The sequence below is a fragment of the Sandaracinus amylolyticus genome (assembly GCF_000737325.1).
GTDB classification, from domain to species: domain Bacteria; phylum Myxococcota_A; class Polyangia; order Polyangiales; family Sandaracinaceae; genus Sandaracinus; species Sandaracinus amylolyticus.
The window spans coordinates 3,784,920-3,811,815 of the sequence record NZ_CP011125.1; the positions used below are offsets into that span (position 1 = coordinate 3,784,920).

Consider the following 26,896-nt stretch of genomic DNA (forward strand, 5'->3'; position numbering starts at 1 on the left):
ACAGCAGTGAGAGGTGAGCGTGAGGTCCGATCGCTACGTGCTGCTCGAGCGGATCGGCGTCGGAGGCATGGCCGAGGTCTTCCGCGCCTCGGTGCGAGGCGCCGAGGGGTTCGAGAGGCCCATCGCGATCAAGCGCATCCTCCCCGAGCTGTCGCAGGACGCCGACTTCGTCCGGATGTTCGTGGACGAGGCGAAGATCGCGGTGCAGCTCCAGCACCCGAACATCGTCCAGATCTTCGATCTCGGGCGCGAGGGCGGCGAGTACTTCATCGCGATGGAGCTCGTGCACGGCAAGGACCTGCGCGCGATCCAGGTGCGCGCGAGGCAGGCCGGCGCGAAGCTGCCGCTCGCGGTGTCGCTGCACATCGTGATGAAGGTCTGCGAGGCCCTCCATCACGCGCACTGCGCGGTGTCGCACCACGGGCGGCCGCTCTGCGTCGTGCATCGCGACGTCACGCCGCAGAACGTGCTGCTCTCGTACGACGGCGAGGTGAAGGTCACGGACTTCGGGCTCGCCAAGGCCGTGGGACGCGCGACCGAGACGCGCGCCGGCGTCGTGAAGGGCAAGCTCGCGTACATGGCGCCCGAGTCGTTCACCGGGCTCGGCGTCGATCATCGCAGCGACGTGTTCGGCGCGGGCATCCTGCTCTGGGAGATGCTCAGCGGGCGGCGCTTGTTCGTCGGCGCGAACGACATGGAGACGGTCGAGAAGGCGCGCCTCGCGATCGTGCCTTCGCTGCGGATGATCGATCCGTCGATCCCGCCCGAGGTCGAGCGCATCGTGCGCACCGCGCTCGCGCGCGATCGCGAGCATCGCTACCCGACGGCCGAGGCGTTCCACGAAGAGCTCGAGGCCTTCGCGTACGGCAACCAGGAGTTCCTCACGACCGCGTCGCTCGCGAGCTGGCTGCGCGAGTGGTTCCCGCCGCCTCCGCCGGCGATCGTGCCTCCGCGCGGGCGCGACGTCGCGACGCGCGAGATCCGCCTCGACGAGGTCGGCGCGCCGTCGCGCGAGCGGGCGCCCGAGACGATCCCGCCCGACGCGCTGTTCGACGACGACAGCGACGAGGTCCAGGCGATCGGCGACGAGGACATGCGCGAGATGCTCGACACGATGCCGCCGGTCGACGCGCTCGACGACGCGCCGCGGATCGTGCCCGACGCGTTCGACGACACGACCGGGCGCGCGGCGCCGCGCGCGGACGCGTTCGACGACGTCACGGGGCGGCTCGTGCCGACGTTCCCCGACGCGTTCGACGACACGACGGGCAAGATGATGCCCGCCATCGCCGACGCGCTCGTCACCGAGATGCGCTACGACCGCGAGCTCGTGCAGACGGTCCCGCACGCGCGCATCACGACGACGCGCGACGGCGAGCGGCGCGCGCCGCAGGTGCCGACCGATCTCGGAGCGACGCCGCTCGACCCCGCGCCCGCCGCGCCGGCCGGCCCCGGCACGCACGCGCTGTCGTGGGACGACGACGAGGACAAGACGGTCGTGGGCCCGCGCGACGAGTGAGGAGCGCGCTGGAGGGACGAGGCGGTGCTCGCGATCCCGCGATCGGTCCGGACGCGTGGCGGGACTGGTGATCGCGAGCGGACGACGGGTGCGGACGCACGGCGGGAGCGGCGATCGCGATCCGACGATCGGTGGCGCCGGGTGGCGGGTGGCGCGATCGGGAGCCGATGACGGGCGCGGACGCGGGTCCGGACCGGTGATCACGATTCGAGGAGCGGTGCGGACACACGTCGGGGGCCGTGATCGGGCGACGAGGAGCGGTGCCGACGCGCGTCCGGTGCCGTGATCGGGAGTCGCCGGCCGGTGCCGCCACGCGTCCGGACCTCTCTCGGGGGGCGGACCGGCGCTGCGCTGCCGTTTCCTCAGTGATTTCGGGAGACGGACTCAACCTGGGTCGATTGGCGTGAGCCGCGATCGGGGACGTATGGAGGCACCCGCCGCGCGTCGCGGTCCCCACTCGCGGGCGTCCTCGGCCCCCGCGCTCGCCCGCTGGAAGCCGCGAGCGGTCCTCGCGCCTCCGTCCCGTCCGAGGGACGCACGTTCGAAGGTCGCGCGCACCTGCTGATCGGGAGACTCGGGCGCCTATATCCCACCTCGTGTGTGATCGAGCTCGGAGCGCCCATCGCCTGAATCGCGATGCCCGTGGGCACGGCGATTCGGTCGGCGCTCCCTCTGCGCGTGCGACGGCGCCGGTGCCGGTGCTCCTGCGCGTCGTGCGCACGCGTCCCGCGGTGATGGAGGTGTTGAGCCATGCAGCCCGCCCTCGACGTACGGGGGCTGATCCGGCCTCGTCGCGACGACGAGTTCTTCGGCGAGGTGATCGCCGGTCTCGGATCGCAGCCCAAGACGGTTCCTTCCAAGTGGCTCTGGGACGAACGCGGCGCGCGTCTCCACGAGCGCGTGCGCGACACGCCGGACCACTATCTCGCGCGCGCCGAGCGCTCGCTGCTCGATGCACACGGGCACGAGATCTCGCGCGAGCTCGGGCCGCGCTCGCTGCTCGTCGACGTCGCGCCGCGCGACGCGTCGCGCGTGCGAGCGTTGCTCGATCGGCTCGAGGAGCCGGTGGCGTACGTGCCGCTCGATCCGAGCACGACGCGCCTCGAAGAGCTCGCGCGTGCGCTCCGTCGCGACCACCGCGGGCTCGAGATCGCGCCGCTCGTCGCGGGCCACGCGCTGCCTCGCTCGACCGACCTGCGCGAGCGCATCGCGCGCATCGACGAGGGCAACGCGACGGTGTGGCTCGGTGATGCGCGCATCGGCGAGATCGCCCCGCACGACGCGGTCTCGATGCTCGCGCGCGCGGCGCTGCTCGCGGGCTCGCGCGGGCGCGTGCTCGTGTCGTTCGATCTGAAGAAGCCGAAGCGCGTCATCGAGGCCGCGTACCTCGATCGATCGGGCGCGAACGCCGCGTTCCATCGCAACGTGCTGGTGCGGATCAACCGCGAGATCGGCGCCACGTTCGACGTGACGCGCTTCTCGTTCCGCGCGCCGTACGATCCGATCCGCGGCCGCGTCGAGATGCGCCTCGTGAGCGAGTGCGCGCAGCACGTGCTCGTCGGTGGCTGCGAGATCGCGCTCGCGAAGGGCGAGTGGATCGTCGGCGGGCACGCGTACAAGTACGACGCTGCCGAGCTCACGTCGCTGGTGCGGCGCGCAGGGCTCGAGATCGTGCGCTCGTGGACCGATCCCGGGCGGCGGATGAGCCTCTGCCTGCTCGCGGCGCGCGGAGGCGGTCATGCGCGAGCGTGAGCGAAGGCAGCCGGGGCAGGGCCGCGGTCGCGAGCGGAAGATCGCGCGCACCGAGGTCGAAGGGCGCGAGCGCCTCGCGCGTCGCGTCGAGCGGCCGGTGGTGACGCGCGAGCCGGCGACCCCTGGGCGCACGCGGCGCGAGGACACGACGACCGAGCCCGTGAAGCCTGCGACGCGCGCGCGTCGCGGCACGCGTCCGGCGCGGCCGGCCACGGCGCGCGCGCCGTCGCCCGCGGAGAAGACGAACGAGGAAGGCGAGCACGAGGAGCGCGAGGAGCCGAAGGTCACTGCACGCAGAGCTCGGCCGCGTGCACCGCGAGGGACCCCGAACCGGAGTGGGCGTAGATCTGGATCGCCGTGAGCGACGGCTGATCGCTCGGCGTGACGTAGTCGGTCCAGTCGACGTCGTACCAGTCGTACGTCCAGTCGTTGTCGACGGGCCCGCGCGTGGTCTCGCCGTGGATCGGGGACCACGCGCGGATGCTCGTCGACGACGACGTCGCGTACGAGCGCGCCTGCACCCAGAGCGTCGCGCTCGTGAACGAGAGGCCCGCGACCGAGTAGCGCACGCGCAGATAGGGCGACGAGGTCCCGAGCGCGACGGCGTATCCGCTCATGACCGGCTCGACCGTGCCGGTGCCGAACGACACGACGCGCGCCTCGCACGCACTGCCCGGCGCGAGCGAGTACGAGCAGCTCGCGTCCCACACGTCGATGCGCGGCGAGGACGAGCCATCGAAGTGGAGCCGGAACACCGTCCATCCGGGCCCGTTCGCACACGGCACCGAGAGCCCCGGCGGCGGCGTCGGGCCGGCATCGGACCCTGAGCCTGCGTCCGCGATCGCACCGGCGTCGATCGCGCTCGCATCCTCGCTCACGCTCGCGTCTGCGCTCGCATCGTCGCTGACGCTCGCATCTGTGCTCGCATCGTCGCTGACGCTCGCATCTGCGCTCGCGTCCTCGCTCATGCTCGCGTCCTCGCCGACGCTCGCATCTGCGGTCGCGCTCGCATCGCTCGATGCGGCATCGCTCGCGGCCCGCGCGTCCCTGCCCGCGTCGAGCTCGACCGCCGAGCGCTCGTTGCATCCCGCGCAGAGCGCGAGCACCGCGATCACCGTGGAGAACGAGCGCATGACGCTCATCCTACGCGGACCGCGGCGTCGTCTCTCCCGTCAGCGCCGCAGGCGCTCGACCAGCATCGCGTAGCTGCGCCCGAGCTCCTGCACGAGCTGCGTCGCCGCGCGATGTCGCTCGGGATCGCCCGCGTGCTTCTGCGGGTCGTACTTCGCGACGAGCGCTTTGTACGCCGTCTCGACCTGCGCGAGCGTCGCGCCCGGCTTGAGCTCGAGCGCCGCGTAGTGCCGCGCGAGATCCACGCGCTCCGCGGCCTGCGCGACCCACGACGACGGCTCGCCGCCGCTCTCCTCGCGCGCCGTCTGACGCTCGAAGCGCGCGAGCATCTGCCGCTCCGCGTCGGTGATCGGCGCCTCGGGCCGCCGCGCCGCCGCCCGCAATCGACGCCGGCGCTGCAGCTCCTCGTCCAGCTCGCGATCGCTCATCTCCGCGAGCGGCTTCGGCAGCCCGAGCCCGTCAGTCATGCGCTCTCGTTCCCTCCGCCGCCGGTCATCGGCGACGTGAGCAGTCGCTCGATCAGGTGCTGCGAGTACTGGCTCAGCTCGCGGAACACGACGCCCATGCCCGACGGATCGTGCTGCACGCGGACAACCTCGCCGATGCCCTCGATCGTCTCGATGTCGTCCATGATCACCGTGAACTTCAGGTTCACGCGGGTGCCGACCGGAAGCGGCTGCTTGCTCTTCACGAACACGCCGGAGCGCGAGATGTTCGTCACGTACTCCTGGATGAACGCGTCGAAGCTCTCGAACTCCTTGTTGATCGTCACGCGCTCCGAGGTGCGCTGATCGTCGCTCTCCGCCTCCGGCTTCTTCGACATCACCCCTCCGCGAGCTCCTCGCGCGCGCTCCCCAGCATCACGAGCCGCTCAGATCGAACTGCTCCAGATGATAGTCCTTCCGCGCCTGCATGACGATCTGTCGTGCGTAGCGCGCGCTGGCCTTCACGAGCGCGTCCTTCTGCTCGCGCTGCATCGCGTCGACGACCGCGGGATGCGCGTTCACGACGACCTTGAAGCCCGGCAGCGAGTCCTTCTCGCGCCGGATCTGCCGCAGGATCTCGTGGCAGATCGTCGTCTTGCTCTGCAGCTGCCCGGTGCCGTCGCAGTAGAAGCACGGCTCGTAGAGCGTGCGACCGAGCGACTCGCGCGTGCGCTTGCGCGTCATCTCGACGAGGCCGAGCTCGCTGATGCGCACGACCGTCGTCTTCGCCTTGTCGTTCTTCAGCGCGGCGACGAGCGCCTTGTAGACCTTGTCGCGGTGTGACGACCTCTCCATGTCGATGAAGTCGAGCACGATGAGCCCGCCGAGGTTCCGGAACCGCAGCTGGTACGGGATCTCCTTCGCGGCCTCGAGGTTCGTCTGGAGGATCGTCTCCTCCACGTCCTTGCCCTTGCCGGTGAAGCGACCGGTGTTGACGTCGATCGCGGTCAGCGCCTCGGCCTGATCGATGATCAGATAGCCGCCGCTCGGAAGCGGCACCTTGCGCGAGAGCGAGCGCGCGATCTCGTCCTCGATGCCGAACTCGTCGAAGATCGGATCGGAGCCGCTGTAGAGCTCGATGTCGCCGGCGCGCTCGGGCATGAACGCTTCGACGAACTGCATGAGCCGCAGGTACTCCTCGCGATCGTCGATCACGATCTTGCCCACGTCCTCCGTGAGCAGATCGCGCGCGGTGCGCAGGATGATGTCGAGCTCGCTGTAGAGCAGCTGCGGCGCCTTGCGCGCCGACTTCTGCTTGTCCGCGATGCCCTCCCACGTCTTCACGAGGTAGCCGACGTCCGCCTTGAGGCCGCCCTTCGTCAGCCCCGCCGCGACGGTGCGCACGATGAGCCCGCCGTGCGGCGGCTTCACCCCGTCGATCACCTCGCGCAGGCGCTTGCGCTCCTTGTCGTTGCCGATCCGCTTGCTCACGCCGACGTGATCGATCGTCGGCATGTAGACGACGAAGCGACCGGGCAGCGAGACGTGGCTCGTGACGCGCGCGCCCTTCGTGCTGATCGGCCCTTTGCTGACCTGCACGACGATGTGCTGACCTTCCTTCAGCACGTCGCGGATGGGCGTCTTGCGGGAGAGGCGCTCGTCCTTCTTGGACTTCTGCTTGTCCTTCGCGCCGCCCTCCGAGGAGCCTTCTTCCTCGTCGTCGTCGTGGCCGTTGTCCTTGTCGCCGACGAGCTTCTCGAAGTCGGCCTGCGGGATCACGTCCTCGACGTGCAGGAACGCCGCGCGGTCGAGCCCGACGTCGACGAACGCGGCCTGCATGCCCGGGAGCACGCGGGTGACTTTGCCGAGGTAGATGTTCCCGACCGGGCTCCGGTCGCGCTCTCGCTCGACGTAGATCTCGGCGAGGATGCCGTTCTCGATCAGGGCGACGCGGGTCTCACCGACGTCGACGCTGATCACGATCGTGTTCTGCGCCATCTGGCGGGGTTCCTTTCCCCGAGGCGCGGATGCTCCCGATGCGTTCGTACCGAGCTGACCCTTTCGGGCAGCGCGACGACCGCGCGAGCGCGCGGCTTCCGACTTTCCGAGCGGCGCTCCGCTCCTTCCGGAGCGGGCCGTGGGGCTGACCCCACGGCTCTCGCCTCGAGATCGAGGCGGAGCGCGACGCGACTGCGAAGACGAAACCGAGCGAACGCGAAGCCTTCGCCGGGCGCTTCCTCGAACGACGAGGAGTGGGCGCCGTCGGACCGGGGCTCCGCCTCGGGCAGCGACTCAGCTGGGGCCGAAGATCGCTTCGATCTCCAGGCGGACCTTGTCTTCGCTCTTGCCGCGGGCCACCGCGATCTCCTTCACGATGAGACCGCGAGCCTTCTCGAGCATCTGGCGCTCGCCGAAGCTGAGCGCCTTGTTCGCACGGAGCCGCGAGAGATCGCGCAGCACCTCGGCCACGTCGAACACCGAGCCCGTCTTGATCTTGTCCATGAAACCGCGGTAGCGGCGGTTCCAGGTCTGGTTGTCGAAGGGGACTTCCTTGACCTTGAGGATCCGGAAGATCTCCTTGATCTCCTTGTCGCTGATCGGCTTGCGCAGACCGATGTTCTGCGCGTTCAGCACCGGGACCATGATCTTGTGGTCCGTGTCGAGGAGGCGCAGGACGTAGAAGCGCTGGCGGTTGCCGGCGATGTCCTTCTCCTCGATCGAGACGACCTCGGCCACGCCGCGCGCGGGATAGACCGCCTTGTCGCCGATCTTGAATTCCTGACTACTCGAGGCGCTTCCCTGCTTGCTGGAGGCAGAGTTGCTCGGGGTGGCAGAGGTGCTGGGGGTGGTAGAGCGGGCGGCAGCCACCGGGGCGGTGGTGCGGGCCTTCACCTCGACCTGCTTGCGGGCCTGCATGAGGACTCCTTCGCTGCGAGCCTGGAGCCGGCCTGCGCTTCGTCTCCGGAGCTGCGCTTCCTGCGAAGGAAGAGGAGCGTCTGGATGAGAAGCCCCGAGACCGAGCATGCCCGGTCATCGGGAGAGTTCCGACCCAACCGTAGAGGCAGGCCGCCACAGCGGGGAAGGAGCAGGTCGGCAGAAACCGATGCGCCGAAGAACGACGCGGGGGCGGATGGTATTCGGCCCCCCCGGGCGGGTCAATGCGACCCGCCTCGGAAAACGGGGAAACCCCGTTCGGAAGGTATGGACATGGAGCCGTCGGCAGTGATACGGAAGTCCACCATGTCCTCGCTCGAACTCGACGGCCGGTACCAGCGTGATGCGGCTGCGCTTGCTCAGGCGCGCACCATCGGAGCCAACAAGAGCTTCATCCTCCTGTTCACGATCTGCGTGCTGGTCGGCCTCACGGGCCTGCTGGTCGTCGGCGTGAGCGGCATGTGGGGCTGGATCACCGTCGCGGCGCTCGGCGTGATCGGCGGCGCGGGCGCGTTCAGCGGGAAGATGGACGAGCTGATGACCCTCGGCGTGGCGCTGATCGCGGGGCTCACGGGCATCCTCTCGATCATCGTGACCGCGTACGTGATCCTCGGCATCCGCGGCTGAGCTCGCTCGACCCGAGCGTGCCGCCCGCGATCTCGGAGCTCGACGGCGACACCGCGATCGAGCCGATCGGCCCTCTCCACGAGGGCCGATCGCGCTTCGCGACGACGTTGACCGATCGCTGGAGCATCGGGACCGCGCCCAACGGCGGATATCTCGCGGTGGTCGCGGCGCGCGCGCTCGGCGCGGTGTTGCCGCACCCCGACCCGTTCAGCGCGAGCACGCACTTCCTCTCTCCGGCCCGCCCCGGGCCCGCGGAGATCGCGGTCGAGATCGTGCGCGCGGGCAAGGGCCACTCGACCGGCGAGGCGCGGCTCTTCCAAGAAGGGCGCGAGGTGCTCCGGATGATCGCGACGTTCGGCGATCTCGGTGCGCTCGACGCCAGCGCGCCCACCGCGGTCACGAGCGCGCCGCCCGAGCTGCCGCCGATCGAGTCGTGTGAGCGATCGCGCCCCGCCCCGAGCGTCGCGTCGATCGGAGAGCGGCTCGACATCGCGATCGCGCCCGGGACGCTGAGCTGGCTGAGCGGTGCGCACAACGAGCGCGCCGAGCTCGCGGGCTGGGTGCGGCTGCGCGACGGTCGCGCGCCGGACGCGCTCTCGCTCTTGTTCTTCGCGGACGCGTTTCCGCCGCCGGTGCTCAACCTCAGCGTGGTGCGCACGCCGTGGGTGCCGACGCTCGAGCTCACCGTGCACGTGCGCGCGCGGCCCGCGCCGGGATGGCTGCGCGCGTCGTTCCGCACGCGCGCGCTGATGCACGGGTATCTCGAGGAAGACGGAGAGATCTGGGACGAGCAGGGCACGCTCGTCGCGATGTCGCGGCAGCTCGCGCGCGTGCAACGTTTCTAGGAGCGAGATGACGTTCAAGACCAGCATGCGCGTGCGCTTCGGCGACGAGGATCACGCGCGGATCGTCTACTACCCGAAGTTCTTCCACTTCTTCCACGTGGCGTTCGAGGACTTCTTCGACCGCCAGGGGATGCCCTATCGCGACTGCCTCGACGAGGGCGTCGGCTGGCCCGCCGTGCACGCCGAGGCGGACTACCGGCGACCGGTGCGCTTCGGCGACGATCTCGACTTCGAGGTGAGCGTGACGAGCTTGAGCAAGCGCTCGGCGACGTTCCGCTACGTCGGCACGGTGCGCTCGAGCGACACCGCGGCGGTCGTCGGCACGATCGTCGTCGCGTGCATCGACATGAAGACGATGCGCGCGCAGCCGATCCCCGACAAATACCGGGCGCTCTTCGAGAAGCACCTCGTCGCCGAGAGCTGAGCGGGATGGCGACGCGCGAGACGATCGAGGCGGTGCTCGCGGGCGCGGTGGAGCGCGCGAGGGCGTGCGGCGAGGGCGAGCCCGCGACGTACATCCCCGAGCTCGCGAACGCGCCGCTCGATGCGCTCAGCGCCGCGATCACGCTGCGCGACGGCAGCATCGTGCGCGCGGGTGACGACGAGCATCGGTTCACGTTCCAGAGCTCGGCGAAGCTCGTGTTGCTCGCCGGTCTGCTCGAGGAGCGCGGCGAGGACGAGGTGTTCCGCATCGTCGGGCGCGAGCCGAGCGGAGGAGGGTTCGCGTCGCTCGCGCGGCTCGAGACACACGGGCCGATCCCCGCGAACCCGCTCATCAACCCGGGCGCGATCGCGCTCGCATCGATCCTCGAGGGCCACCTCGAGGATCGGCTCGCGTGGATCGAGCGATGGGCCGAGCGCCTCTACGGCGACGCGCTCCCGATCCAGCAGCGCGTGCTCGCGTCGGAGCGACGCACCGGCGATCGCAACCGGAGCATCGCGCACTTCCTCAAGGCGAGCGGCGTGATCGACGGCGACGTCGACGAGGTGCTCGAGGTCTACTTCGCGCTCTGCTCGATCGAGGGGAGCGTCGTCGAGGCATCGCGGCTCGCTGCGATCCTCGCGACCGGCGGGCTCGCGCCACGGAGCGGTGAGCGCGTGCTCTCGCAGCGAACGGCGAGCACCGTCGTGTCGATCATGGCGACCTGCGGGATGTACGACGAGTCGGGCGCGTACCTGTGCGCGACCGGTCTGCCCGCGAAGAGCGGCGTCAGCGGCGTGATCGTCGCGGTGGCGACCGGGCGCGGCGGGATCGCGGTCGCGAGCCCGCGCCTCAACAAGAAGGGCGGCAGCGTGCGCGGCCACCTCGTGCTGCGCGAGATCTCGCGCGAGCTCGGCTGGCACTTCGCTCTGCCAGATTGAAGCGCTCAGGCGGCGCGGGCGCGCGGTCGGTCGAGCAGCCGCGCGATCACCGCCGCGATCGCGTGAGGCTTCGCGCTTCGCGCGAGCACGGCGTCGCAGCCGCGCGAGCGCGCGAGCTCGAGCACGTCGTCGGTCACCGCGTGCGTGATCGCGACGATCGCGAGATCGCGCGTCCGCGGATGCGCGCGCAGCGCGGTCGCGAGCTGCAGCGGGTCGCAGCCTTCCATCGCCAGGTCGACGATGACGCCGCGTGGGCGCAGCTCCGCCGCCATGCAGAGCGCTCGCTCCAGGCTCCCCTCGAGCACCGTGTCGATCCCGGCACGGTGCAGCGCTTCGCCCCATCCCCCGCGATCCGCGCCGTCGTTGCCGACGACGAGGACGCGGCGCTTCGTCTGGATCGCGCCCACGAACATCGCTCATCGCCCCGCACCATCGGGATGACAAACGACGCCGTCTCCGGGCGCGGCTCACGTCCCGCGGCGATGCATCTCGGCGATCGACGCACCGAGCTGCGCGTGCCACGCGGCGGCGAGCTCCGGCGTCCACTCGGGGTCGAGCTCACCGGCGACGTCGAGGAACACGCGGAGCCAGATCGCATAGAGGTCGTGATCGATGTCGAGCCCGCGCGGGCCGTGCAGGAGCGCGAGCCGGCGCATCGCGATCTCGCCGAGCGCGCTGCCGCGCTGATACGCGAGCAGCATCGAGATGCCGTGCTCGAGCAGGTCGCGCTGACGCGCGAGATCGGTCCCCGCGAAGAGCCGAGGGACGCGGCGATCGGCGACGAAGAGCTGCTCGTAGAAGCGATGCGCGAACCCGCGCTCGCGCAGGCGCCGGAAGCTGTCGAGGGTCGTGTCCATGAACGCGGACGCAACTACGCACGCGTCCGCGGCGCGCCACGGTTCGGCGACGGTATCGTCCGTGGACCTCCGGCCCGTGCGGAGGGCTCGACGATGCCGCTGGGCAACAGATCTCTCTTGCCGATCGCTAACGTTAGCGATCCGGAACAGATCTCTGTTGCCCAGCGGCTACCGTTGGCGTCCCGGGACAGATCTCTCTTGCCCGACGCGTGACGTTGGCGATCGCGAAGAGATCTTCGCTGCCCGACGCGTGACGTCGGCGTTCCGCGACAGCGCGCGGCTGCCCGGGCGCTGACGATGGCGCTCCCCGAGAGCGCGCTGTTCGTCAGCTCTCGCGGTCGCCCATCAGGTCGTCGAACGCGGCGTCGATGTCGTCGTTCGCGAGGGCGGGCGCGGGAGCGGCCGGGGCAGGGCGCGTCAGCGCGACGATGCGGTCGTTCACGTGTCGGAACGTCGCGTCACGCTTGCGGACCTTCTCGTAGTAGTAGAGCGCTTCCTTCGGGTCGTGGAGCAGCTCGTACGCGCGGCCGAGCTCGTAGTAGAGCCCGAGCTCTTCGCGATCGGTCTTGTTCTCGGCGTAGAGGCCCTTCTTGAAGCTCGAGATCGCCTCCGCGACCTCGCCCTTCTCGAGGTTGCACAGGCCGATCATCGTGTGCGCGATGCACTGCTTCTGCGGGTTCACGAGGCAGAGCTGGAACTCCGCGATCGCGTCCTGCAGGAGGCCCATCTCCTTGTAGGCGATGCCGAGATCGAAGTGCGTCTCGGTGTCCTCGAGCCCGACCTGTTGCTCGACGCCCTTCTTGAACTGCGCGAACACCTGCTCGACGTCGAGCACGTCGCTGCCGAGATCGCGCGACTGCTGCTCGGCCTCACCGAGATCTTCCGCCAGGCGCTCGGCCAGCTGGAAGCTGTTGTCGGCCTCGGGCGCGACCGAGCGCGCCGGCGCGGACGCGGCCTGCTGCGCGGCGAGCTCCTCGATCTCCGCGAGCTTGTCGGCGATCAGGCGATTGCGCGGGTGCGCCGCGTGCGAGTCGCGCAGCATCGCCATCGCCTCGTCGTAGAGGCCCTGCGCGACGAAGAAGTCCGCCTCGTCGAGGAGCTCCTCGACCTCGCCCGGCGGCATCGACATGCGCGGCGCCGCGCTCGCGACCTCGGGCGCGCTCGGGCGCAGCGGCGCGCTCTCGAACTCCTCGGGGCTCATCGGCGCGAGGGGATCGCCGTCGGCGCGCGCACGCAGCTCGTGCACCTCGCCGTCGTCGACCATCGCATCGCGCGGATCGGGCTCGAGCGAGTCCGGCTCCTCCGCACCGAGCGCAGGCGGCGGCACCGCGACGCGCGTCTCCGAGCTGTACGGATCGTTCGTGCGCGCCTGCGACGACGACACGACCGGATCACGATCGCGCGTCGGCGCGGAGGTGTCCTCGTCGTCGACGAAGAACACGCCGTCCTCGGGCGGCACCGCGTCGAGCAGCGAGTCGCCCGGCATCTCCGCGGGCGCGGCCGCGACGCCGTCGAGCGAGCCGCTCGCGCCGGGGCGGCTCGGCGGCTCGAACATCGTGTGCTCTTCGTCGACGACGTCGTCGTCGACGGCCCGCGATCCGCTCGCGTCGTCCGCGCTCGGATAGCCGGCGTTCGGGTGCGCGCCGCTCGCGGGCGCGCGATGCGACTCGGCGGCGGGCTGCATGCCCGAGCTCGGGCTCTGGAGCGCGTTCGCGCGGTGTGCGGCGCCGATGTGATCGGGATCGAGCTCGAGCGCCTGGCGCACGTAGAGCAGCGCGACGGCAGGACGATCGGAGAAGAGATCGGAGAGCACCATCAGCTCGTCGATCGCCGCGGCGATCTCGCCGCGCTCGATGAGCATGTCCTTCAGGCGCTCGCGTGCTTCGACGTGCTCGGGCTCGATCTCGAGCACGCGACGGAGCTGATCGACGACCTTCTGCTTGAGGCCGTAGCGGAGGAACACCTCGCACTCGGTGAGCAGCTTCGCGATCTGCGCGTCGCGCGCGATCTCGGGCGGGAGCTCCGAGCCCGGACGCTGCGATGCCCGGGCGGGTGCGCGCGCGGGCTCGTCCTCGTCGTCGACGATGATGACGTCTTCTTCGCCGTCGTCGCCGCCCACGTAGGTCTCGGCGCTCGGGTAGTCCTGATCGTCGTCGCGCGAGTACGTGGCCTCGTCGTAGACCTCGTCCTCGTGCTCCTCGATGACGTCGTCGTCGAGCTCCTCGAGCTCGTCCTCGGTCGGCGTGCTGTCGGGCGGCGCGGGCTGCGGTGCACGCGCAGGCGCGACCACGGCGCCGGGCGGAGGCGCGATGTCGCGACGCACCGATGCGGCCGACGGGCCCGCCTGCACCGCCGCGGACTGCTGCGGCTGCGCGTACGCAGCGAGCGCGGTGCGCGCCTCGGCGTCGCCGGGATCGAGCTCGAGGATGCGCTTCAGCGTGCGCGCGCGATCCTCGACGCGGTTCGCTTCCTGATGGATGCGCGCGACCTCGCGGTACACCGAGATCGTCTTCGGGAGCTGGCCGAGCTGATGGAACGCCTCGGCGAGCATCTCGAGCGTCGGCACGTCCTTCGGATCGGCCTTGAAGCAGAGCTGCAGCTTCGCGAGCGCGCGCTTGGCGTCCTGCCGCTCGAGGTAGAGCTTGCTGAGCTCGCGCGCGACCGCGACGTCGTCGGCGCGGTGGAAGAGCAGGCGCTCCGCGACCTTGATCCAGTCGTCGAGACGGCCCTGCGCCTTGAGCAGCTTGCCGCCCGCCTCGAACGCGTCCGCCGCTTCCTTCGTGCGGTTCGCCTTCGAGAGCGCCTCCGCGTACTTGATGCGGACGGGGATGTTCTCGGGATCGAGCTCGACCATCTTGGCGAGCGTCGCGAGCGCCTTGTCGATGTTGCCGGCGCGCGCGTAGCCCGCCGCGACCATCTCGTACGTCGCGAGCGCGTCGCTCACGAGCTGCAGGTTCTCGTACGCGTCGGCGAGCTTGAGCTGCACGTCGAGGCGCGTCGGATCGAGCTTGAGGATCTGCTTGTGGACCGCGACGGCCTTGAGGAAGAAGCCCTGCGTCGCGTACTGGTCGGCGACCTTCGCGTAGGTGTCGACCGCCTCGCGCGTCGAGCCCTTCTTCGCGAACAGATCGCCGATCTTGAGCCACGTGCGAACGTCGCTCGGGTCGGCCTTCACCAGCTTCTGCAGCTCGGCGATCGCCTTGTCGTAGGCGCCCTTCGCCAGATGCTTCTGGGCGGCCTCGAGAATCTTGGTGCGATCGACGCTCACGTCCGCGGTGCAGCGGGGTTGCGCGGGCCCCTGCCGAGTGTCGGCGAGTGTACGGACCGGCTCGTTCGCAGGTCAATACCGACCCGCAGTCAGCTGCGTCCGGATGCCGAAAAAAACACGGCGCGCTGCTCGATCGACGAGCCGCGCGCCGTGCGTTCGGGGAGGGATCTCAGCCGCGCTGGAGTGCTCGGCCGCGGCGGGGCCGCATGGGAGCGTGCGGAGCACGCGGACGGAAGGACCCGCCGTGGCCGAGCCGATGTTCGACAGTCTCTCAGCTCGAGATCGCCGCTTCGCTCTCGCCGGGCTTCCCGAGGCGCTCGAGGAAGCGCGTCGAGAGGCGCCCCGCGACGAAGTCGGGCGACGCGAGGATGCGCTGGTGCAGCGGGATGTTCGTGCGGATGCCGGCGATGACGGTCTCGCCGAGCGCGCGCTTCATGCGACGGATCGACTCCTCGCGCGTGCGCCCGTACGTGATGAGCTTCACGAGCAGCGAGTCGTAGTCGCCGGGGACGCGCCAGCCGCTGAAGATGCCGCCGTCGACGCGCACGCCGGCACCACCCGGCGGGTGGTACTCGGTGATGAGCCCGGGCCACGGCGCGTAGGTCTCGGGGTCCTCCGCGTTGATGCGGCACTCGAGCGCGTGACCGCGCGGTCGGAGCAGCCGTCCTGCCTCGAACGACGTCGGGAACTGCGGCGCCTCACCGCCCGCGACACGGATCTGCTCCGCGACCAGATCGATCCCGGTGACGAGCTCCGTGACCGGGTGCTCGACCTGGATGCGGGTGTTCATCTCCATGAAGTAGAGGTTGCCGCGCTCGTCGAGCAGGAACTCGAGCGTGCCCGCCGACGTGTAGCCGGTCTGCTTCATGGCGCGCGCGATGGTCGCGCCCATGTCGGCGCGCATCTCGTCGGTCATCGCGACGCTCGGCGCTTCTTCGACGAGCTTCTGGTGACGGCGCTGGATCGAGCACTCGCGCTCGCCGAGCACCATCTGGATGCCGAGCTCGGGCGCGCAGAGCACCTGGAACTCGATGTGCCGCGGCTCCTCGACGTAGCGCTCGAGGTAGAGATCGCCGTTCTTGAAGCCGGCGAGCGCTTCCGCCTTGGCCTGCGGGAACACGCGACGAAGCTCGCCCTCGCTGCGGACGATCTTCATGCCGCGACCGCCGCCGCCGGCGCTCGCCTTGAGGATCACCGGGAAGCCGATCTTCACGGCCTCGCGCACCGCCTCGTCGACGTCGGCGAGCACCTGCGTGCCGGGGAGCAGCGGGATCCCGAGCTCGCGCGCGAGCGTGCGCGCCGGCACCTTGCCGCCCCACTTCTTCATGTCCTCGGGCGTCGGCCCGATGAACGTGAGCCCGCACTGCCGGCAGATGTCGGCGAACTCCGCGTTCTCCGACAAGAAGCCGTAGCCCGGGTGCACCGCGTCGGCGCCGCTGATCTCCGCGGCGGCGATGATCGCGGGCATGTTGAGGTAGCTCGCCGCCGACTTCGCGGGGCCGATGCACACCGCGGAGTCGGCGAAGCGCACGTGGAGCGCGGCCGCGTCGACCTCGCTGTGCACCGCCACCGTCTCGATGCCGAGCTCGCGGCACGCGCGGATCACGCGGAGCGCGATCTCACCGCGGTTCGCGATGAGGACCTTCCGGATCCGCTGGCGCCCGCTGGAGATGTCGCGGCTCATCCGGACTTGCGAACCTTGAAGAGCGCGTCGCCGTACTCGACCGGCTTGCCGTTGTCGCCGAGCACTTCGACGATCGTGCCGGAGATCTCCGACTCGATCTCGTTCATCAGCTTCATCGCCTCGACGATGCAGAGCACCTGACCGGGGCGGATCTCCGTGCCGACGTCGACGAAGGGCGCCGCGTCGGGCGAGGGCGAGCGGTAGAACGTGCCGACGAAGGGCGACGTGATCGCGACGACGTTGGGGTCGCTCGACGCGCTCGCTGCGGCGGCGGCGCTCGCACCGGGTGCGGCGGCGACGGGCAGGGCGGGCGGCAGGCTCGAGACGGGCGCAGCGGGAGCCGCGATCACCGCGCTCGGCGCGACGACTGTGTCCGCGCCGCGACGCAGGTAGATGCGCTCGCCGTCCTTCTCGATCTCGAGCTCGCTGACGTCGAACTGCTTGAGCGAGCGCATGAGCTCGCGGAGCTGTTTGAGGTCGATCTCCATGAACGATTGATCCGGGTTCGTGATGACGCGATGCGTCGTATTTTCGGGCCGCTTCAGGGCGAAACGCGGGCCCGTACGTAGCCCACCAGCGCGCGCAAGCCAAGCGCATAGCTGTGAGGACCGAAGCCCGCGATCACACCGACGCAGACCGGCGTGATCATCGAGCGACGACGAAACGGCTCGCGCGCGTGCACGTTCGAGAGGTGCACCTCGACGACCGGGAGATTGGTCGCGGCGATCGCATCGCGGATCGCGATCGAGGTGTGCGTGTACGCGCCGGGGTTGATGACGATCCCGTCGACGCGCGAGCCCGAAGGATCCTTCGGGTATGCGGCGTCGTGGATCCAGTCGATCAGCACGCCCTCGTGGTTGCTCTGGCGGCTGTCGATCGTCGCGCCGAGATCGCGACCGACCGTGATCAGCTCCTGCTCGATCGAGGCGAGATCGCGGGTGCCGTAGACGCCGGGCTCGCGCTTGCCGAGGAGGTTGAGGTTCGGCCCGTGCAGGACGAGCACGCGCAGCTCCGGGCGCGCGGAGCTCACGTTCGTGGTGCTCACGATCGGATCAGACGGTGAGGTCGGCGGCGAGCTTGCTCGCGCTCGTGCGCAGGAGGAAGCGAGCCTTGCCGTAGTTGCCTTCGGGCTTCATCGCGAGCGCGACGAAGTACTCGTCGTTGATCAGACGGATCACGGTGGTGAGCCGCTCGGCCTGGATCGCGACCTCGCGCGCCGCACCGGCGTCGAGCATCTCGGCGGCCTTGCGGATCTCCTTGAGGATCACGCTGTACTCCATGCCGACGGTCTCGACCTCGAGCACGCCCGCGGCCTCGGGGCTGACGTACGAGTCCACGGTGATCCCGTCGAAGCCCATCACGAGCCCGGCGATTCCACCCTCGGTGCGATCGACGACGTCCTTCAGGACTTCCTGGAACATGGCGCGATCAGCGCACGACTCGGGACGAGCGGTCAAGTTGATGCGCGCGGGGAGCAAGCGGCACGTGCTCTCGGCGGACCCCGGGGTCGCTCGAGGATTGCGCGCGTGAGCGCGTTTGCCGAGCGTGGGAGTCGCGACGATCGAGAGTGCCAGTCGTGCGAGCCCGGAAAAGCGAAAGCCCCCGTTCGAAACGAGTTCGAACGGGGGCCGGCGCTGTTACGAATCTGCGGAAGAGAGGACTTGAACCTCCACGGGGGTTACCCGCCAGATCCTTAGTCTGGTGCGTCTGCCAATTCCGCCACTTCCGCGTGGGGGAGGCAGAGATTAGCGAGGAGCTTCCGACTGTCAAGAACGAATGTTAGCGTTCGTGTCGTGCCGGCGAGCGAAGTGTTCTGGGCGGTGTTCTTCGTCGTCGCGATCGGTGTGATCGCCGTCGCTCCGTGGCTCGACGCACGCCGCTCCTGAGCCGCTCGATTCCATCTCGGGCGAGGGCGGGTATGATCGCCGCGATGCATCGGAGCCTCGTCCAGCTCGCCGCGCGGAGCACCGCGATCACGCGCGACCACGTTCGCGACGGTGCGACGGCGATCGGAGGAGTGCTGCGATGGCGCTGAGCTCGGTGCGCGACGCGGCGATCGTCGCGATCATCGCGATGGTCGTCGGGGGCTGCGCGCTCGAGCGCGTCGGCGTGGTTCCATCGCGCCGCGGTGACGGCGCGCCGGGTGACGTCGATGCGAGCACGTCGTGCGCGGTCCAGTGCACCGACGGCACGAGGTGCGTCGCGGGCGAGTGCGTGTGCCCGCCGGGTGAGTGCTGTCCGGCGTGCGGCAGCGGCTTGGTCTGCGAAGGCGGCCTGTGCACCGCGATGACCGGCTGCGGCGCAGAGGGAGAGCCGTGCTGCGCGCCATCGGGAGCGTGCGCGACCGGGCTCGCCTGCGACGGCGAGCGATGCGCGGCGTGCGGTGACGAGGGCGAGGTGTGCTGCGCCGGGACGACGCCGTGCGCGTCGGGGCTCGGCTGCATCGAGGGGGCGTGCACGGCGTGCGGAGAGCGCGATCTCGCGTGCTGTCCCGAGCGCGGGTGTGGCGCGGGCCTCGTGTGCGATCGCGCGATCTCGTGCGTTCCGTGCGGCGCGTCGGGGCAGGTCTGCTGCGATGGCGATGCGTGCGCGGATGTCGCGCTCGCGTGCGACGACGGGACGTGCGGACCGTGCGGCGCGAAGGACGAGCTCTGCTGTGCGGGCTCCACGTGCGACGCGGCGACGCTCGTGTGCAACGGAGGTCGCTGCGGGGAGTGCGGTGGCGCGGGAGAGCCGTGCTGCGCGGGCGCCGTGTGTGATGGCGCGCTCGGGTGCGATGCCGGGACGTGCCGGAATTCGTGCGGCAGCAACGGCGAGCCCTGCTGCGCGTCGAGCGTGTGTGGTGCCGGGCACGTCTGCGATCTGCTCGGCACGTGCCGGGCGTGCGGAGGGAACGGAGATCCGTGCTGCGCCGGTCGCGCCTGCGATGCGGGGCACACGTGCGGGCTCACGCAGTGCGAGCGCTGCGGGGCAGACGGTCAGCTCTGCTGCGCGCCGCCTGCGAGCCCGTGCAACACCGGGCTCATGTGCGGCTTCGATCTGCACTGTCGCGATTGATCGCGATCAGCTGCGGCCGAGCGTGAGCCAGAGCACCGCCGCGATCGCGAAGAGCGCGAGCGCGGTCGCGTAGAGCATCGGCGTCGAGGGGCCTCGCGATCCGCGGCGGCGCGGGGCCGCGGGCGAAGGCGGGCGGCTCGAGAGCTCGCGGCGGATCTGCGCCGCGTTCTGGCGCAGCGAGAGGTCCTCGCGCGGATCGCCGTGGCCGTAGACGTTCGCGGGCGGCGTGAGTGGGCCCGGCGCGCTCGCACTCGCGGTCTGCGTCTTCGCGGTGCCGGCGGGCTCGAGCGGCAGACCGGCGGCCTCGCTCACCGCGCGGCGCTCGTTCGAGCTGATGATCTCGCTCGTCGCGCCCGTGCGGTGGCGATCGCCTTCGCGTCGCTGCTTGACGATCTTCGCGGGGTGCAGCGGGAGCGCCTCGATCGCTGCGAGCATCTCGGTCGCGTCGGCGTAGCGATGCGCGGGATCCTTCGCGAGCGCCTTGCGGACGATCGCCTCGAGCTCGGGGTGCACCGCGAGGCCCTTGCGCGCGTCGGCGAGGGGCGGGACGGGCTCGAGGAGGTGCGCGCGGAGGAGCTCGCTGCGGCGCTCGCTGAGGAAGGGACGACGATCGGCGAGGAGCTCGTAGAGCAGCACGCCGAGCGCGTAGACGTCGGCGCGCACGTCGAGCGAGACCCCGGTGATCTGCTCGGGCGCCATATAGGCCGGGGTGCCGACGATGCGGCCCTTGCGGGTGAGCGTGCCGTCCTGCGAGAGGTCGTCGATCGACAGCATCTTCGCGAGGCCGAAGTCGAGCAGCTTCACTTGATCGCCGCCGTCGGCGCTCTTGCAGAGGTAGACGTTCGCGGGCTTCAGATCGCGGTGCACGACCTGACGGCCGTGCGCGAACGCGAGACCCGCGAGGATCTGCTTGGTGATGCGGAGCGCGCGATCGAGATCGATCGGCTGGTCCTCGAGGAGCTGCTCGAGCGTCTGGCCCTCGAGCAGCTCCATCGCGATGAACGTGTGGCCCTCGACCACTCCGAAGTCGGTGATGTAGACGACGTTCGGGTGATCGAGCTTCGCGAGGACGCGCGCCTCGCGCTCGAAGCGTCGCTTGAGCGAGCTGATGCTGCCGAGGTTGTCGTGCAGCACTTTCAGCGCGACGCGACGATCTTGGTCCGGGTGCTTCGCGCGGAACACGACCCCCGTCGCGCCCGAGCCGAGACGCGACTCGATGCGATAGCCGCTCAGTGAGCGACCGATCAGCTCTTCCCCCGGGGGTTGTCCCTCGGACCCCGCCACGCGTGGAGGATACCGGAAACGACGACGGGATGGGGGATCGCCCTGACGTCAGGAGACCGCGAGCACTTCGCCCATACCGAGCAGGAGGGGCAGGGCGCGCGGCAGGCCGAGGATGCGCAGGCGCTTCTCGCGCAGCGCGCGCCACATCGTGCGGTTCACCTCGCCGCGCGGATCGGGGAGCGGCCCGACGCTCTCCATGCGCGACATGTCGCCGATGAGCTCGGCCTCGCCGCGGATGGTGAGATCGGGGATGCCGACGATGCCGTGATGGAGCACGACGCGACCCCCGCGGAACTCCATCGTGAGCGAGACCTCGGCGTCCTCCGCGACGATCGCGACGCGCCCGCGGAGGCGATCGAGGATGCGGTGCCGCGCCGGATGCGACGCGACGTTCTCCGCCATGAGCGTCGCGAGCATGATCGCGAGGCCGTTGTCGTCCGCACCGGGCGCGAGCTCGATCGCCGCCATGCCGCGCTCAGTCCGGGTACTGCGTGTCGATGACGGTGGCGCTCTTGGCGAGCTCCTTCGACGCGACGACGAACTTCACGATCGTGCCGAGGTGGCCCTTCTGGAGCTTCAGCTTGTTCTGCATCATCGCCTTGGTCGGATCGACGGCGCCGCTGAGGACCTCGCGCCACTTCGGGTACTCGGCGACGATCACGAAGTCGGCGCTCTGCGCGGCGTCGCCGTCGACGTACTCGGCGTTGCGGCACTCGCCCGCGTGGAGATCGAGGAGCATCGCCATGTCGCGATCGGTGCCGAGCTTGGGATCGGCCTTCACGACGTACGCGACCTTGCCGTGCGTCCAGCCCTTGCCAGCCTCGCGATACGCGGCGTTCGCGTTCACGGCGTCCTTGAATGCGGCCGTCCACTCGGCCGAGGGGAACTTGAGCGCCATCGCGTCTCCGTGAGATGAGGGGCCGGAGGTCTAGCAGGCGCCGGGGGGATGTCGTGCTCGGAGTGGAATTGCTCACGAGTTTGGGGGTTTGATCCGAACCTGGGTCGTTTCTGGAGCTCGCGGCCTGCCCGCTCGCGCAGGTGCCGTCGCCGCGGATGGGGAGCGCCGATCGCGGGTGGGGAACGTCACGTGCAGAGCTGGCCCGAGCACGCGTGACGGGAGTGGAACCTCGGTCGACCGGGTTCCCCGCGCCGAGCTCGGGCCAGCTCGGGTTGCGCGGTGAGCTCTGGCAGCGCAAGCCCGCGAGGGCGCGGAACGAAGCGTGAACGACGTCGGCGGCAAGCGAATCTCCATCTCGATGACGGCTTCGATCGGCGCGCACCTCGTGCTCGCCATCGGCCTCGCCTTCGCCCCGGAGATCCTGCCGACCACGGAGCACGTGCGCCCCGACACCGAGTTCACGCTCGAGATCACCACGCCCACGGACGAGGTCGTCGCCGAGCCGGAGCCCGAGGTCGCGCCCGAGCCCGAACGTGAGCCCGAGCCCGAGGTCGTCCCGGAGCGCGAGCCCGAGGTCGAGCGACCCACGCCGCCCGCGGCGCGTCGCTCGGAGCCCGCGCCCGCCGCGCTGGTCGTCACGCCCGCGCCGAGCGTGTCGATCACGCCGGACACGCAGCAGGAGCCCGAGCTCACGCCGCACGTCGACGAGACGCCGCGCGAGACCGAGGCCCAGCGCGTCGAGCGGATGCGCACGCTGCTCGATCCGAGCGCGGTCGCGCGCCGGTCGTTCGTCGTCGAAGGGCCGGGCCCCTCCGTGCCGCAGCGTGAACGCGCGGGCGCGATCGGCGGCACGGGCACCGATCTCGTCCCGCGCGGCGAGGCCGAGGTCGAGCGCGAGCTGAGCGAAGGCCTGCGCACGCAGGCGATGGCCAAGGCGTACCTCGCGCGCACGCGGCCGGAGGTGCGTCGTCGCCCCGACGGGACGCACGTCTACAGCGGGCACGCGTTCACCGCGACGATCCGGCCCGACGGCTCGGTGCAATTCGAGGATCGCCCGGGCATCCAGACCGACGGGTTCTCCACGAGCGGGAGCTTCGACATCACGGACGCGTTCATGCGCGCGAGCGGGCAGGACCCGTACGCGGCCGAGCGCGAGTGGTTCATGGAGCACACCGAGGAGCTGCGGAACCGACTCGAGGACGAGACGCGCGCGCAGGCGATGGCCGCAGGAATGCGGCGATTGCGCGGGCAGCTCACGCGCATCTGGCAAGACGAGGCGAGACCGGCGGAGCAGCGGCGGCGAGCGATCTTCGAGCAGTGGGCGGAGGTCGACGACTCGGGTGGAGGCGGCGACGCGCGCTCGGTGATCGAGGAGTTCGTTCGCGAGCATCTGCCGCTCGGGAGCCCGGACGCGTTCACGAGCGACGAGCTGCGGCGGCTCAACGGTCGGCTCGAGAGCGGGACGCGGTTCGCACCGTATCGCTGACGATCGCGCGAGGGGACATGCGCATCGACGTGCAGGCGATCGTGATCGGTCTCGACGCGAGCGCGCGCGCGGCGGTGCAGGGCGCGATGCGCGCGATCGCGGCGAGCGGTGACACGAACACGGCGCGCGGGCGGCACCGGATGCTCGGGGAGGCGCTCGACGTGCTGGCCGCGGCGGAGGCGCACTGGACGCACGGCCACGCGGAGGGCGGCGTGCTGCGGGAACCGGAGGACGCGCGGAAGCACTTCGTCGAGGTCGCGCATCGCGCGCGATCGCGGTTCGACGTGGAAGTCATTCGCAACACCGGTGGTGCGGTGACGACGCAGCCGGCACCGGTGCTCTCGGCGAGCAACGAGCCGGGGGTGGTGCTCGTGACGGTGGTGGTCGCAGCGCGGCGGGAGATCACCGACGTTGCGCGGGCGACCGATCGCGCGTCGCTACGTGCGGGGCTCGACGCGCTGCGTGGGATCGCGGAGGACGAGCTCGTCGCGTTCGAGGTGGTGTGGTCACCCGCGGAGGACGCGGACCGCGTGAGCGTGGCGCAGCTCGAGGCGCGTAACCCGGAGATCAGGAGGCTCGAATCGTGAGCGAGATGGTGATCCGCTCGGGGCTCCTGACGCGCGCGGGGTTCGCCCACGGGTTCGCGACGCGGGTGGGCGGAGTGAGCGCGGCGCCGTTCGATTCGCTCAACCTGGGTCGTTCCGTGGGCGACGATCTCGCGGCCGTCGAGGAGAACCATCGGCGGCTCGCGCGCGCGATCGGGTACGACGTCGCGCGCCTCTACGAGACGAGTCAGGTGCACGGCGCAGCCGTGCGCGCGGTCGCAGTCGGCGATGATGTCGCGCGGGTGCGAACGGTGGAGGCGGACGCGCTGGTCGCGTCCGGTGAGGGCGTCGCGGTCGGGGTCCGAACGGCCGACTGCATCCCGGTGCTCGTCGCCGACGAGAAAACCGGGCGCGTCGCGGCGATCCATGCCGGATGGCGCGGTGTCGTGGCGGGCGTGGTGCCGCGCGGGATCGAAGCGCTCGGTGCGCCGGCGGCGCGGCTGGCGTGCGCGATCGGGCCGTGCATCCGCGTGGCGTCGTTCGAGGTGGGCGAGGACGTCGCGGAGCAGATCCAGGCGGTCGCGCGCGAGGAGGACGTGATCGAACGTGGGTCGGTGAAGCCTCACGTCGATCTCGTGCGAGCAGTGATTGCGCAGCTCGTCGCGATCGGTGTCGGGCGCTCGCGGATCGATGATGTCGGAGGGGATACGTTCACCGACGAGCGCCGGTTTTTTTCGTACAGGCGTGATGGCGCGCGGAGCGGGCGACAGCTGTCGGTGATCGTCGCGCGTGGATGACCGCGGCGCGGGCGCCGAGGTGGCGGGTCCGCCAGGTGCGGCCGTCAGGTTCGCCGACCCACGTTGAGTTTGTTTCGGGAATTCCACGCGCGACCCCCGGCACGCGCGATGCGCTGCACCCCTGGCGTGACCCAACCACGCCTCATCGAGCCCGGCGCCGTGTATCTCGTCACGCGCCGCACGTTGCGCCGCCATCATCTCTTCGCGCCGGATCCGCGCATGACGCGCATCTTCCGCTATGCGCTCGCCGTCGCGGCGCAGCGCACCGGAGTACGCGTCCACGCGTGCGTGCTGATGAGCACGCACGAGCACCTCGTGGTCTCCGATCCCGAAGGCTGCCTCCCGCGATTCATCCACCATTTCCATCGCCACGTCGCGCTCGCGACGAAGGTCCTGCGCAAGTGGGAAGGCGCAGTCTGGGATCACGAGCCGACGAGCGTGGTCGAGCTCCGGACGCCGCACGCCGTCGCCGAGAAGATCGCCTACGCGATCGCGAACCCAGTCGCCGCCGCGCTCGTCTCGCGCGCGAAGGACTGGCCCGGCGTGACGACGCGACCGGACGAGATCGGCACCGCGATCTGGCGCGTCGAGCGGCCCACCGAGTACTTCGGCCGGGACGACGACAGGTGGCCGCCCCACGTCGAGCTTCGGCTCGAGATGCCGCGCGCCGCGCACGATCTCGCGATGCGTGACGACGAGTTCCGCGAGCTCGTCGCGCACGAAGTCGCCACGCTCGAGCGCGCCGCGCGCGCGAGCGTCAGAGAGCTCGGCGGGACCTTCGTCGGCCGCGATCGATGCGCGAAGCTCTCACCGTTCCGCCGCGCGCGCTCGTGGGAGCCGCCGCGCTCGCGGAACCCGACGTTCGCAGTCGGGCGAGGTCATCACGACGCGCGAATCGAGTCCGAGGAGCGCTTGCGCGCATTTCGAAGCGCGTATCGCTCCGCGCTCGACGCGTGGCGCGCGCGACGCCGCGACGTGCCGTTCCCAGCGGGCACGTGGCTCATGCGCGAGCAACACGCGGCGCTGATCGCATCCACGCGCGTGGCGGCTTGAGCGCTCGCGCGCTCTCAGCTCGACGATGCGATCACGTGCCGCGCACCAGGAGGGGCTCGAACGCCGCGCGGAACCGCTCGCTCCAGGGACACGGCTTGAACGTCGTCGGATCCAATCGGACAAGCCGCGTGTGCCCTTCGGCGTGCACGGTCGACCCGTGCACCGCGCGCACTTTCGCGTCGATCACCAGGCTCGACGTGCCGAGCTTCACCGGCTGCAGCTCGACCGTGAGATCCCCCTCACCGCGAACCGGCGCGAGGTACTGGATCTCGTGCGCCGCCACGACGTGGAATTTGTCCGGGTTCTTCGCGAAATCGTCCTCCCAGCGGAACCCCAGCGCCTGGAACAGCTCGCCGCGCGCGCGCTCCATGAAGAGCAGGAAACGCACGTTGTGCAGGATGTTCAGCGCGTCGAGATCGTCGAAGTAGACGCGTTGAGTGGAGCGAAAGGGCGCGCTGATCGGCATGACGCGATGTGTTACGACGCGACGCCTTTCCGAGCGAGCGCCCTCGTGTTATCCCCGCCCCCTCGCATGGCCTGGTTCAGCAAGAACCGCGCGACGATCGACGCCTCGGAGAAGAAGACGATCGGCCGAGGTGTGTTCCGCCGCTGCGAATCGTGCGGCGCGACGCTCAAGGCCGAGGAGTTCACCGAGAACCTCGAGGTCTGCCCGGAGTGCAACCATCACTACCCGATGAGCGCGGAGTCGTGGGTGGAGCTCCTCCTCGACCCGGGTTCGTTCGAAGAGCACGACATCGGCCTCGTCTCCGGCGATCCGCTCGCGTTCAACGACAGCAAGCCGTACCCCGATCGCGTGCGCGCGACCCGCAAGAAGACCGGCGTCGACGACGCGATGATGGTCGGCAGCGGCACGGTCGAAGGGCGCGGCGTCCAGATCGGCGCGTTCGTCTTCCGCTTCATGGGCGGCTCGATGGGCTCGGTCGTCGGCGAGAAGATCGCGCGCATGTTCGAGCGCGCGGCCGAGCGGAAGCAGCCGGCGATCCTGCTCTCGAGCTCGGGCGGCGCGCGCATGCAGGAAGGCGTGCTCTCGCTGATGCAGATGGCGAAGACGGTCTCCGCGCTCGGTCGCGTGCGCGAGGCGGGGATGCCGTTCGTCAGCGTGCTGCTGCATCCGACGACGGGCGGCGTCGCGGCGAGCTTCGCGCTCCTCGGTGACGTGAACATCGCCGAGCCGCGTGCGCTCATCGGCTTCGCCGGCCCGCGCGTGATCGAGAACACGATCCGCCAGAAGCTTCCCGAGGGGTTCCAGCGCTCGGAGTTCCTGCTGGACCACGGGATGATCGACGTGATCGCGCAGCGGCGTGAGATGCGCGCGACGATCGCGCGCGTGCTCGGTCATCTCGTCGGCTGA

The 26,896-nt window shown here is 70.3% G+C and carries 28 protein-coding genes and 1 tRNA gene; 12 read left to right on the forward strand and 17 right to left on the reverse strand.

The annotated features are described in order from the left end of the window. Positions 1-19: 19 nt before the first annotated feature. Positions 20-1,519 carry a serine/threonine-protein kinase gene (locus DB32_RS16095; RefSeq protein ID WP_157069088.1) on the forward strand — a complete coding sequence of 500 codons (1,500 nt, stop codon included), beginning with the start codon at positions 20-22 and terminating at the stop codon, positions 1,517-1,519. Positions 1,520-2,269: 750 nt separating this feature from the next. Next, complete coding sequence (locus DB32_RS16105) at positions 2,270-3,271, forward strand: L-histidine N(alpha)-methyltransferase (protein ID WP_053233351.1); 1,002 nt, start codon at positions 2,270-2,272, stop codon at positions 3,269-3,271. A gap of 284 nt (positions 3,272-3,555) precedes the next feature. On the opposite strand, the gene DB32_RS16110 is transcribed toward DB32_RS16105, so the two are convergent. The 5 genes from DB32_RS16110 to DB32_RS16130 form a co-directional block, all read right to left on the reverse strand. Further along, on the reverse strand, positions 3,556-4,404 hold the full coding sequence (locus DB32_RS16110) for a hypothetical protein (RefSeq protein ID WP_157069089.1): 849 nt from the start codon (positions 4,402-4,404) through the stop codon (positions 3,556-3,558). Between the two features lie 39 nt (positions 4,405-4,443). Next, entirely contained in the window at positions 4,444-4,869 is a 426-nt protein-coding gene (locus tag DB32_RS16115; RefSeq protein WP_053233353.1) for a DnaJ domain-containing protein, read from the reverse strand. Continuing rightward, entirely contained in the window at positions 4,866-5,225 is a 360-nt protein-coding gene (locus tag DB32_RS16120) for a PilZ domain-containing protein (RefSeq protein WP_053233354.1), read from the reverse strand. Before DB32_RS16120 ends, DB32_RS16115 begins: the two co-directional genes overlap by 4 nt. A 37-nt stretch (positions 5,226-5,262) precedes the next feature. After that, positions 5,263-6,825 (reverse strand): Rne/Rng family ribonuclease, encoded by a 1,563-nt coding sequence (locus DB32_RS16125; protein ID WP_053233355.1) that lies wholly within the window; start codon positions 6,823-6,825, stop codon positions 5,263-5,265. 294 nt (positions 6,826-7,119) lie between these two features. Further along, complete coding sequence (locus DB32_RS16130; protein WP_053238830.1) at positions 7,120-7,596, reverse strand: CarD family transcriptional regulator; 477 nt, start codon at positions 7,594-7,596, stop codon at positions 7,120-7,122. Positions 7,597-8,034: 438 nt separating this feature from the next. Here DB32_RS16130 and DB32_RS46755 point away from each other — a divergent pair, with 438 nt between their 5' ends. From DB32_RS46755 to glsA, 4 genes are read left to right on the forward strand one after another with little or no spacing between them, the layout of a single operon-like run. After that, positions 8,035-8,388, forward strand: coding sequence for a hypothetical protein (locus tag DB32_RS46755; RefSeq protein WP_157069090.1), 354 nt, complete (start codon positions 8,035-8,037; stop codon positions 8,386-8,388). A gap of 17 nt (positions 8,389-8,405) precedes the next feature. After that, positions 8,406-9,233, forward strand: a complete 828-nt coding sequence (locus DB32_RS16135) for a thioesterase family protein (protein ID WP_205627058.1) — start codon at positions 8,406-8,408, stop codon at positions 9,231-9,233. A 7-nt stretch (positions 9,234-9,240) separates the two neighbouring features. Further along, on the forward strand, positions 9,241-9,657 hold the full coding sequence (locus DB32_RS16140) for an acyl-CoA thioesterase (RefSeq protein ID WP_083457415.1): 417 nt from the start codon (positions 9,241-9,243) through the stop codon (positions 9,655-9,657). Positions 9,658-9,662: 5 nt separating this feature from the next. Beyond that, positions 9,663-10,595, forward strand: a complete 933-nt coding sequence (glsA, locus tag DB32_RS16145; RefSeq protein ID WP_053233356.1) for a glutaminase A — start codon at positions 9,663-9,665, stop codon at positions 10,593-10,595. 5 nt (positions 10,596-10,600) lie between these two features. Here glsA and DB32_RS16150 read toward each other — a convergent pair whose 3' ends face one another. From DB32_RS16150 to DB32_RS16185, 8 genes are all read right to left on the reverse strand, one after another. Next, positions 10,601-11,002, reverse strand: coding sequence for a response regulator (locus DB32_RS16150; protein ID WP_240481210.1), 402 nt, complete (start codon positions 11,000-11,002; stop codon positions 10,601-10,603). Between the two features lie 60 nt (positions 11,003-11,062). Next, the gene (locus tag DB32_RS16155; RefSeq protein WP_053233358.1) at positions 11,063-11,452 is read right to left on the reverse strand and encodes a globin family protein; all 390 of its coding nucleotides are present in this window, start codon (positions 11,450-11,452) and stop codon (positions 11,063-11,065) included. Between the two features lie 325 nt (positions 11,453-11,777). Beyond that, positions 11,778-14,720, reverse strand: coding sequence for a tetratricopeptide repeat protein (locus tag DB32_RS16160; protein WP_053233359.1), 2,943 nt, complete (start codon positions 14,718-14,720; stop codon positions 11,778-11,780). Positions 14,721-14,991: 271 nt separating this feature from the next. Beyond that, the gene (gene accC / locus DB32_RS16165; RefSeq protein WP_053233360.1) at positions 14,992-16,404 is read right to left on the reverse strand and encodes an acetyl-CoA carboxylase biotin carboxylase subunit; all 1,413 of its coding nucleotides are present in this window, start codon (positions 16,402-16,404) and stop codon (positions 14,992-14,994) included. Beyond that, the gene (gene accB / locus DB32_RS16170; protein ID WP_053233361.1) at positions 16,401-16,892 is read right to left on the reverse strand and encodes an acetyl-CoA carboxylase biotin carboxyl carrier protein; all 492 of its coding nucleotides are present in this window, start codon (positions 16,890-16,892) and stop codon (positions 16,401-16,403) included. Before accB ends, accC begins: the two co-directional genes overlap by 4 nt. 53 nt (positions 16,893-16,945) lie before the next feature. Continuing rightward, a complete protein-coding gene (aroQ, locus tag DB32_RS16175) occupies positions 16,946-17,449 on the reverse strand; it encodes a type II 3-dehydroquinate dehydratase (protein WP_240481211.1) in 504 nt (167 codons plus the stop codon). A gap of 7 nt (positions 17,450-17,456) precedes the next feature. Continuing rightward, entirely contained in the window at positions 17,457-17,825 is a 369-nt protein-coding gene (locus DB32_RS16180; RefSeq protein ID WP_053238834.1) for a roadblock/LC7 domain-containing protein, read from the reverse strand. A gap of 225 nt (positions 17,826-18,050) precedes the next feature. After that, a tRNA-Leu gene (locus DB32_RS16185) sits at positions 18,051-18,133 on the reverse strand. 296 nt (positions 18,134-18,429) lie between these two features. Here DB32_RS16185 and DB32_RS16190 point away from each other — a divergent pair. Beyond that, positions 18,430-19,461 carry a hypothetical protein gene (locus DB32_RS16190; RefSeq protein ID WP_053233362.1) on the forward strand — a complete coding sequence of 344 codons (1,032 nt, stop codon included), beginning with the start codon at positions 18,430-18,432 and terminating at the stop codon, positions 19,459-19,461. A 6-nt stretch (positions 19,462-19,467) separates the two neighbouring features. Here the strand turns inward: DB32_RS16190 and DB32_RS16195 are convergent, their stop codons facing one another. From DB32_RS16195 to DB32_RS16205, 3 genes are read right to left on the reverse strand one after another with little or no spacing between them, the layout of a single operon-like run. Then, complete coding sequence (locus DB32_RS16195; protein WP_053233363.1) at positions 19,468-20,745, reverse strand: serine/threonine-protein kinase; 1,278 nt, start codon at positions 20,743-20,745, stop codon at positions 19,468-19,470. Positions 20,746-20,793: 48 nt separating this feature from the next. Beyond that, positions 20,794-21,213, reverse strand: a complete 420-nt coding sequence (locus tag DB32_RS16200; RefSeq protein ID WP_053233364.1) for a hypothetical protein — start codon at positions 21,211-21,213, stop codon at positions 20,794-20,796. 7 nt (positions 21,214-21,220) lie between these two features. After that, entirely contained in the window at positions 21,221-21,643 is a 423-nt protein-coding gene (locus DB32_RS16205; RefSeq protein ID WP_053233365.1) for an SCP2 sterol-binding domain-containing protein, read from the reverse strand. Positions 21,644-22,001: 358 nt separating this feature from the next. On the opposite strand from DB32_RS16205, the gene DB32_RS49080 reads away from it, so the two are divergent. The 4 genes from DB32_RS49080 (at position 22,002) to DB32_RS16225 (ending at position 25,524) form a co-directional block, all read left to right on the forward strand. Further along, on the forward strand, positions 22,002-23,129 hold the full coding sequence (locus DB32_RS49080) for a hypothetical protein (protein ID WP_205627059.1): 1,128 nt from the start codon (positions 22,002-22,004) through the stop codon (positions 23,127-23,129). A gap of 17 nt (positions 23,130-23,146) precedes the next feature. Beyond that, positions 23,147-23,716 carry a DUF1517 domain-containing protein gene (locus DB32_RS16215; protein ID WP_053233367.1) on the forward strand — a complete coding sequence of 190 codons (570 nt, stop codon included), beginning with the start codon at positions 23,147-23,149 and terminating at the stop codon, positions 23,714-23,716. 5 nt (positions 23,717-23,721) lie between these two features. Then, positions 23,722-24,471 carry a peptidoglycan editing factor PgeF gene (gene pgeF, locus DB32_RS16220; protein ID WP_075097925.1) on the forward strand — a complete coding sequence of 250 codons (750 nt, stop codon included), beginning with the start codon at positions 23,722-23,724 and terminating at the stop codon, positions 24,469-24,471. A 126-nt stretch (positions 24,472-24,597) separates the two neighbouring features. Continuing rightward, positions 24,598-25,524: a hypothetical protein gene (locus tag DB32_RS16225; protein ID WP_083457416.1), complete on the forward strand. Its 927-nt coding sequence runs from the start codon at positions 24,598-24,600 to the stop codon at positions 25,522-25,524. A gap of 31 nt (positions 25,525-25,555) precedes the next feature. On the opposite strand, the gene DB32_RS16230 is transcribed toward DB32_RS16225, so the two are convergent. Next, entirely contained in the window at positions 25,556-25,990 is a 435-nt protein-coding gene (locus DB32_RS16230; RefSeq protein WP_053233370.1) for an acyl-CoA thioesterase, read from the reverse strand. 66 nt (positions 25,991-26,056) lie between these two features. Between DB32_RS16230 and accD the strand changes: the two genes are divergently transcribed. Further along, positions 26,057-26,896, forward strand: coding sequence for an acetyl-CoA carboxylase, carboxyltransferase subunit beta (gene accD / locus DB32_RS16235; protein ID WP_053233371.1), 840 nt, complete (start codon positions 26,057-26,059; stop codon positions 26,894-26,896).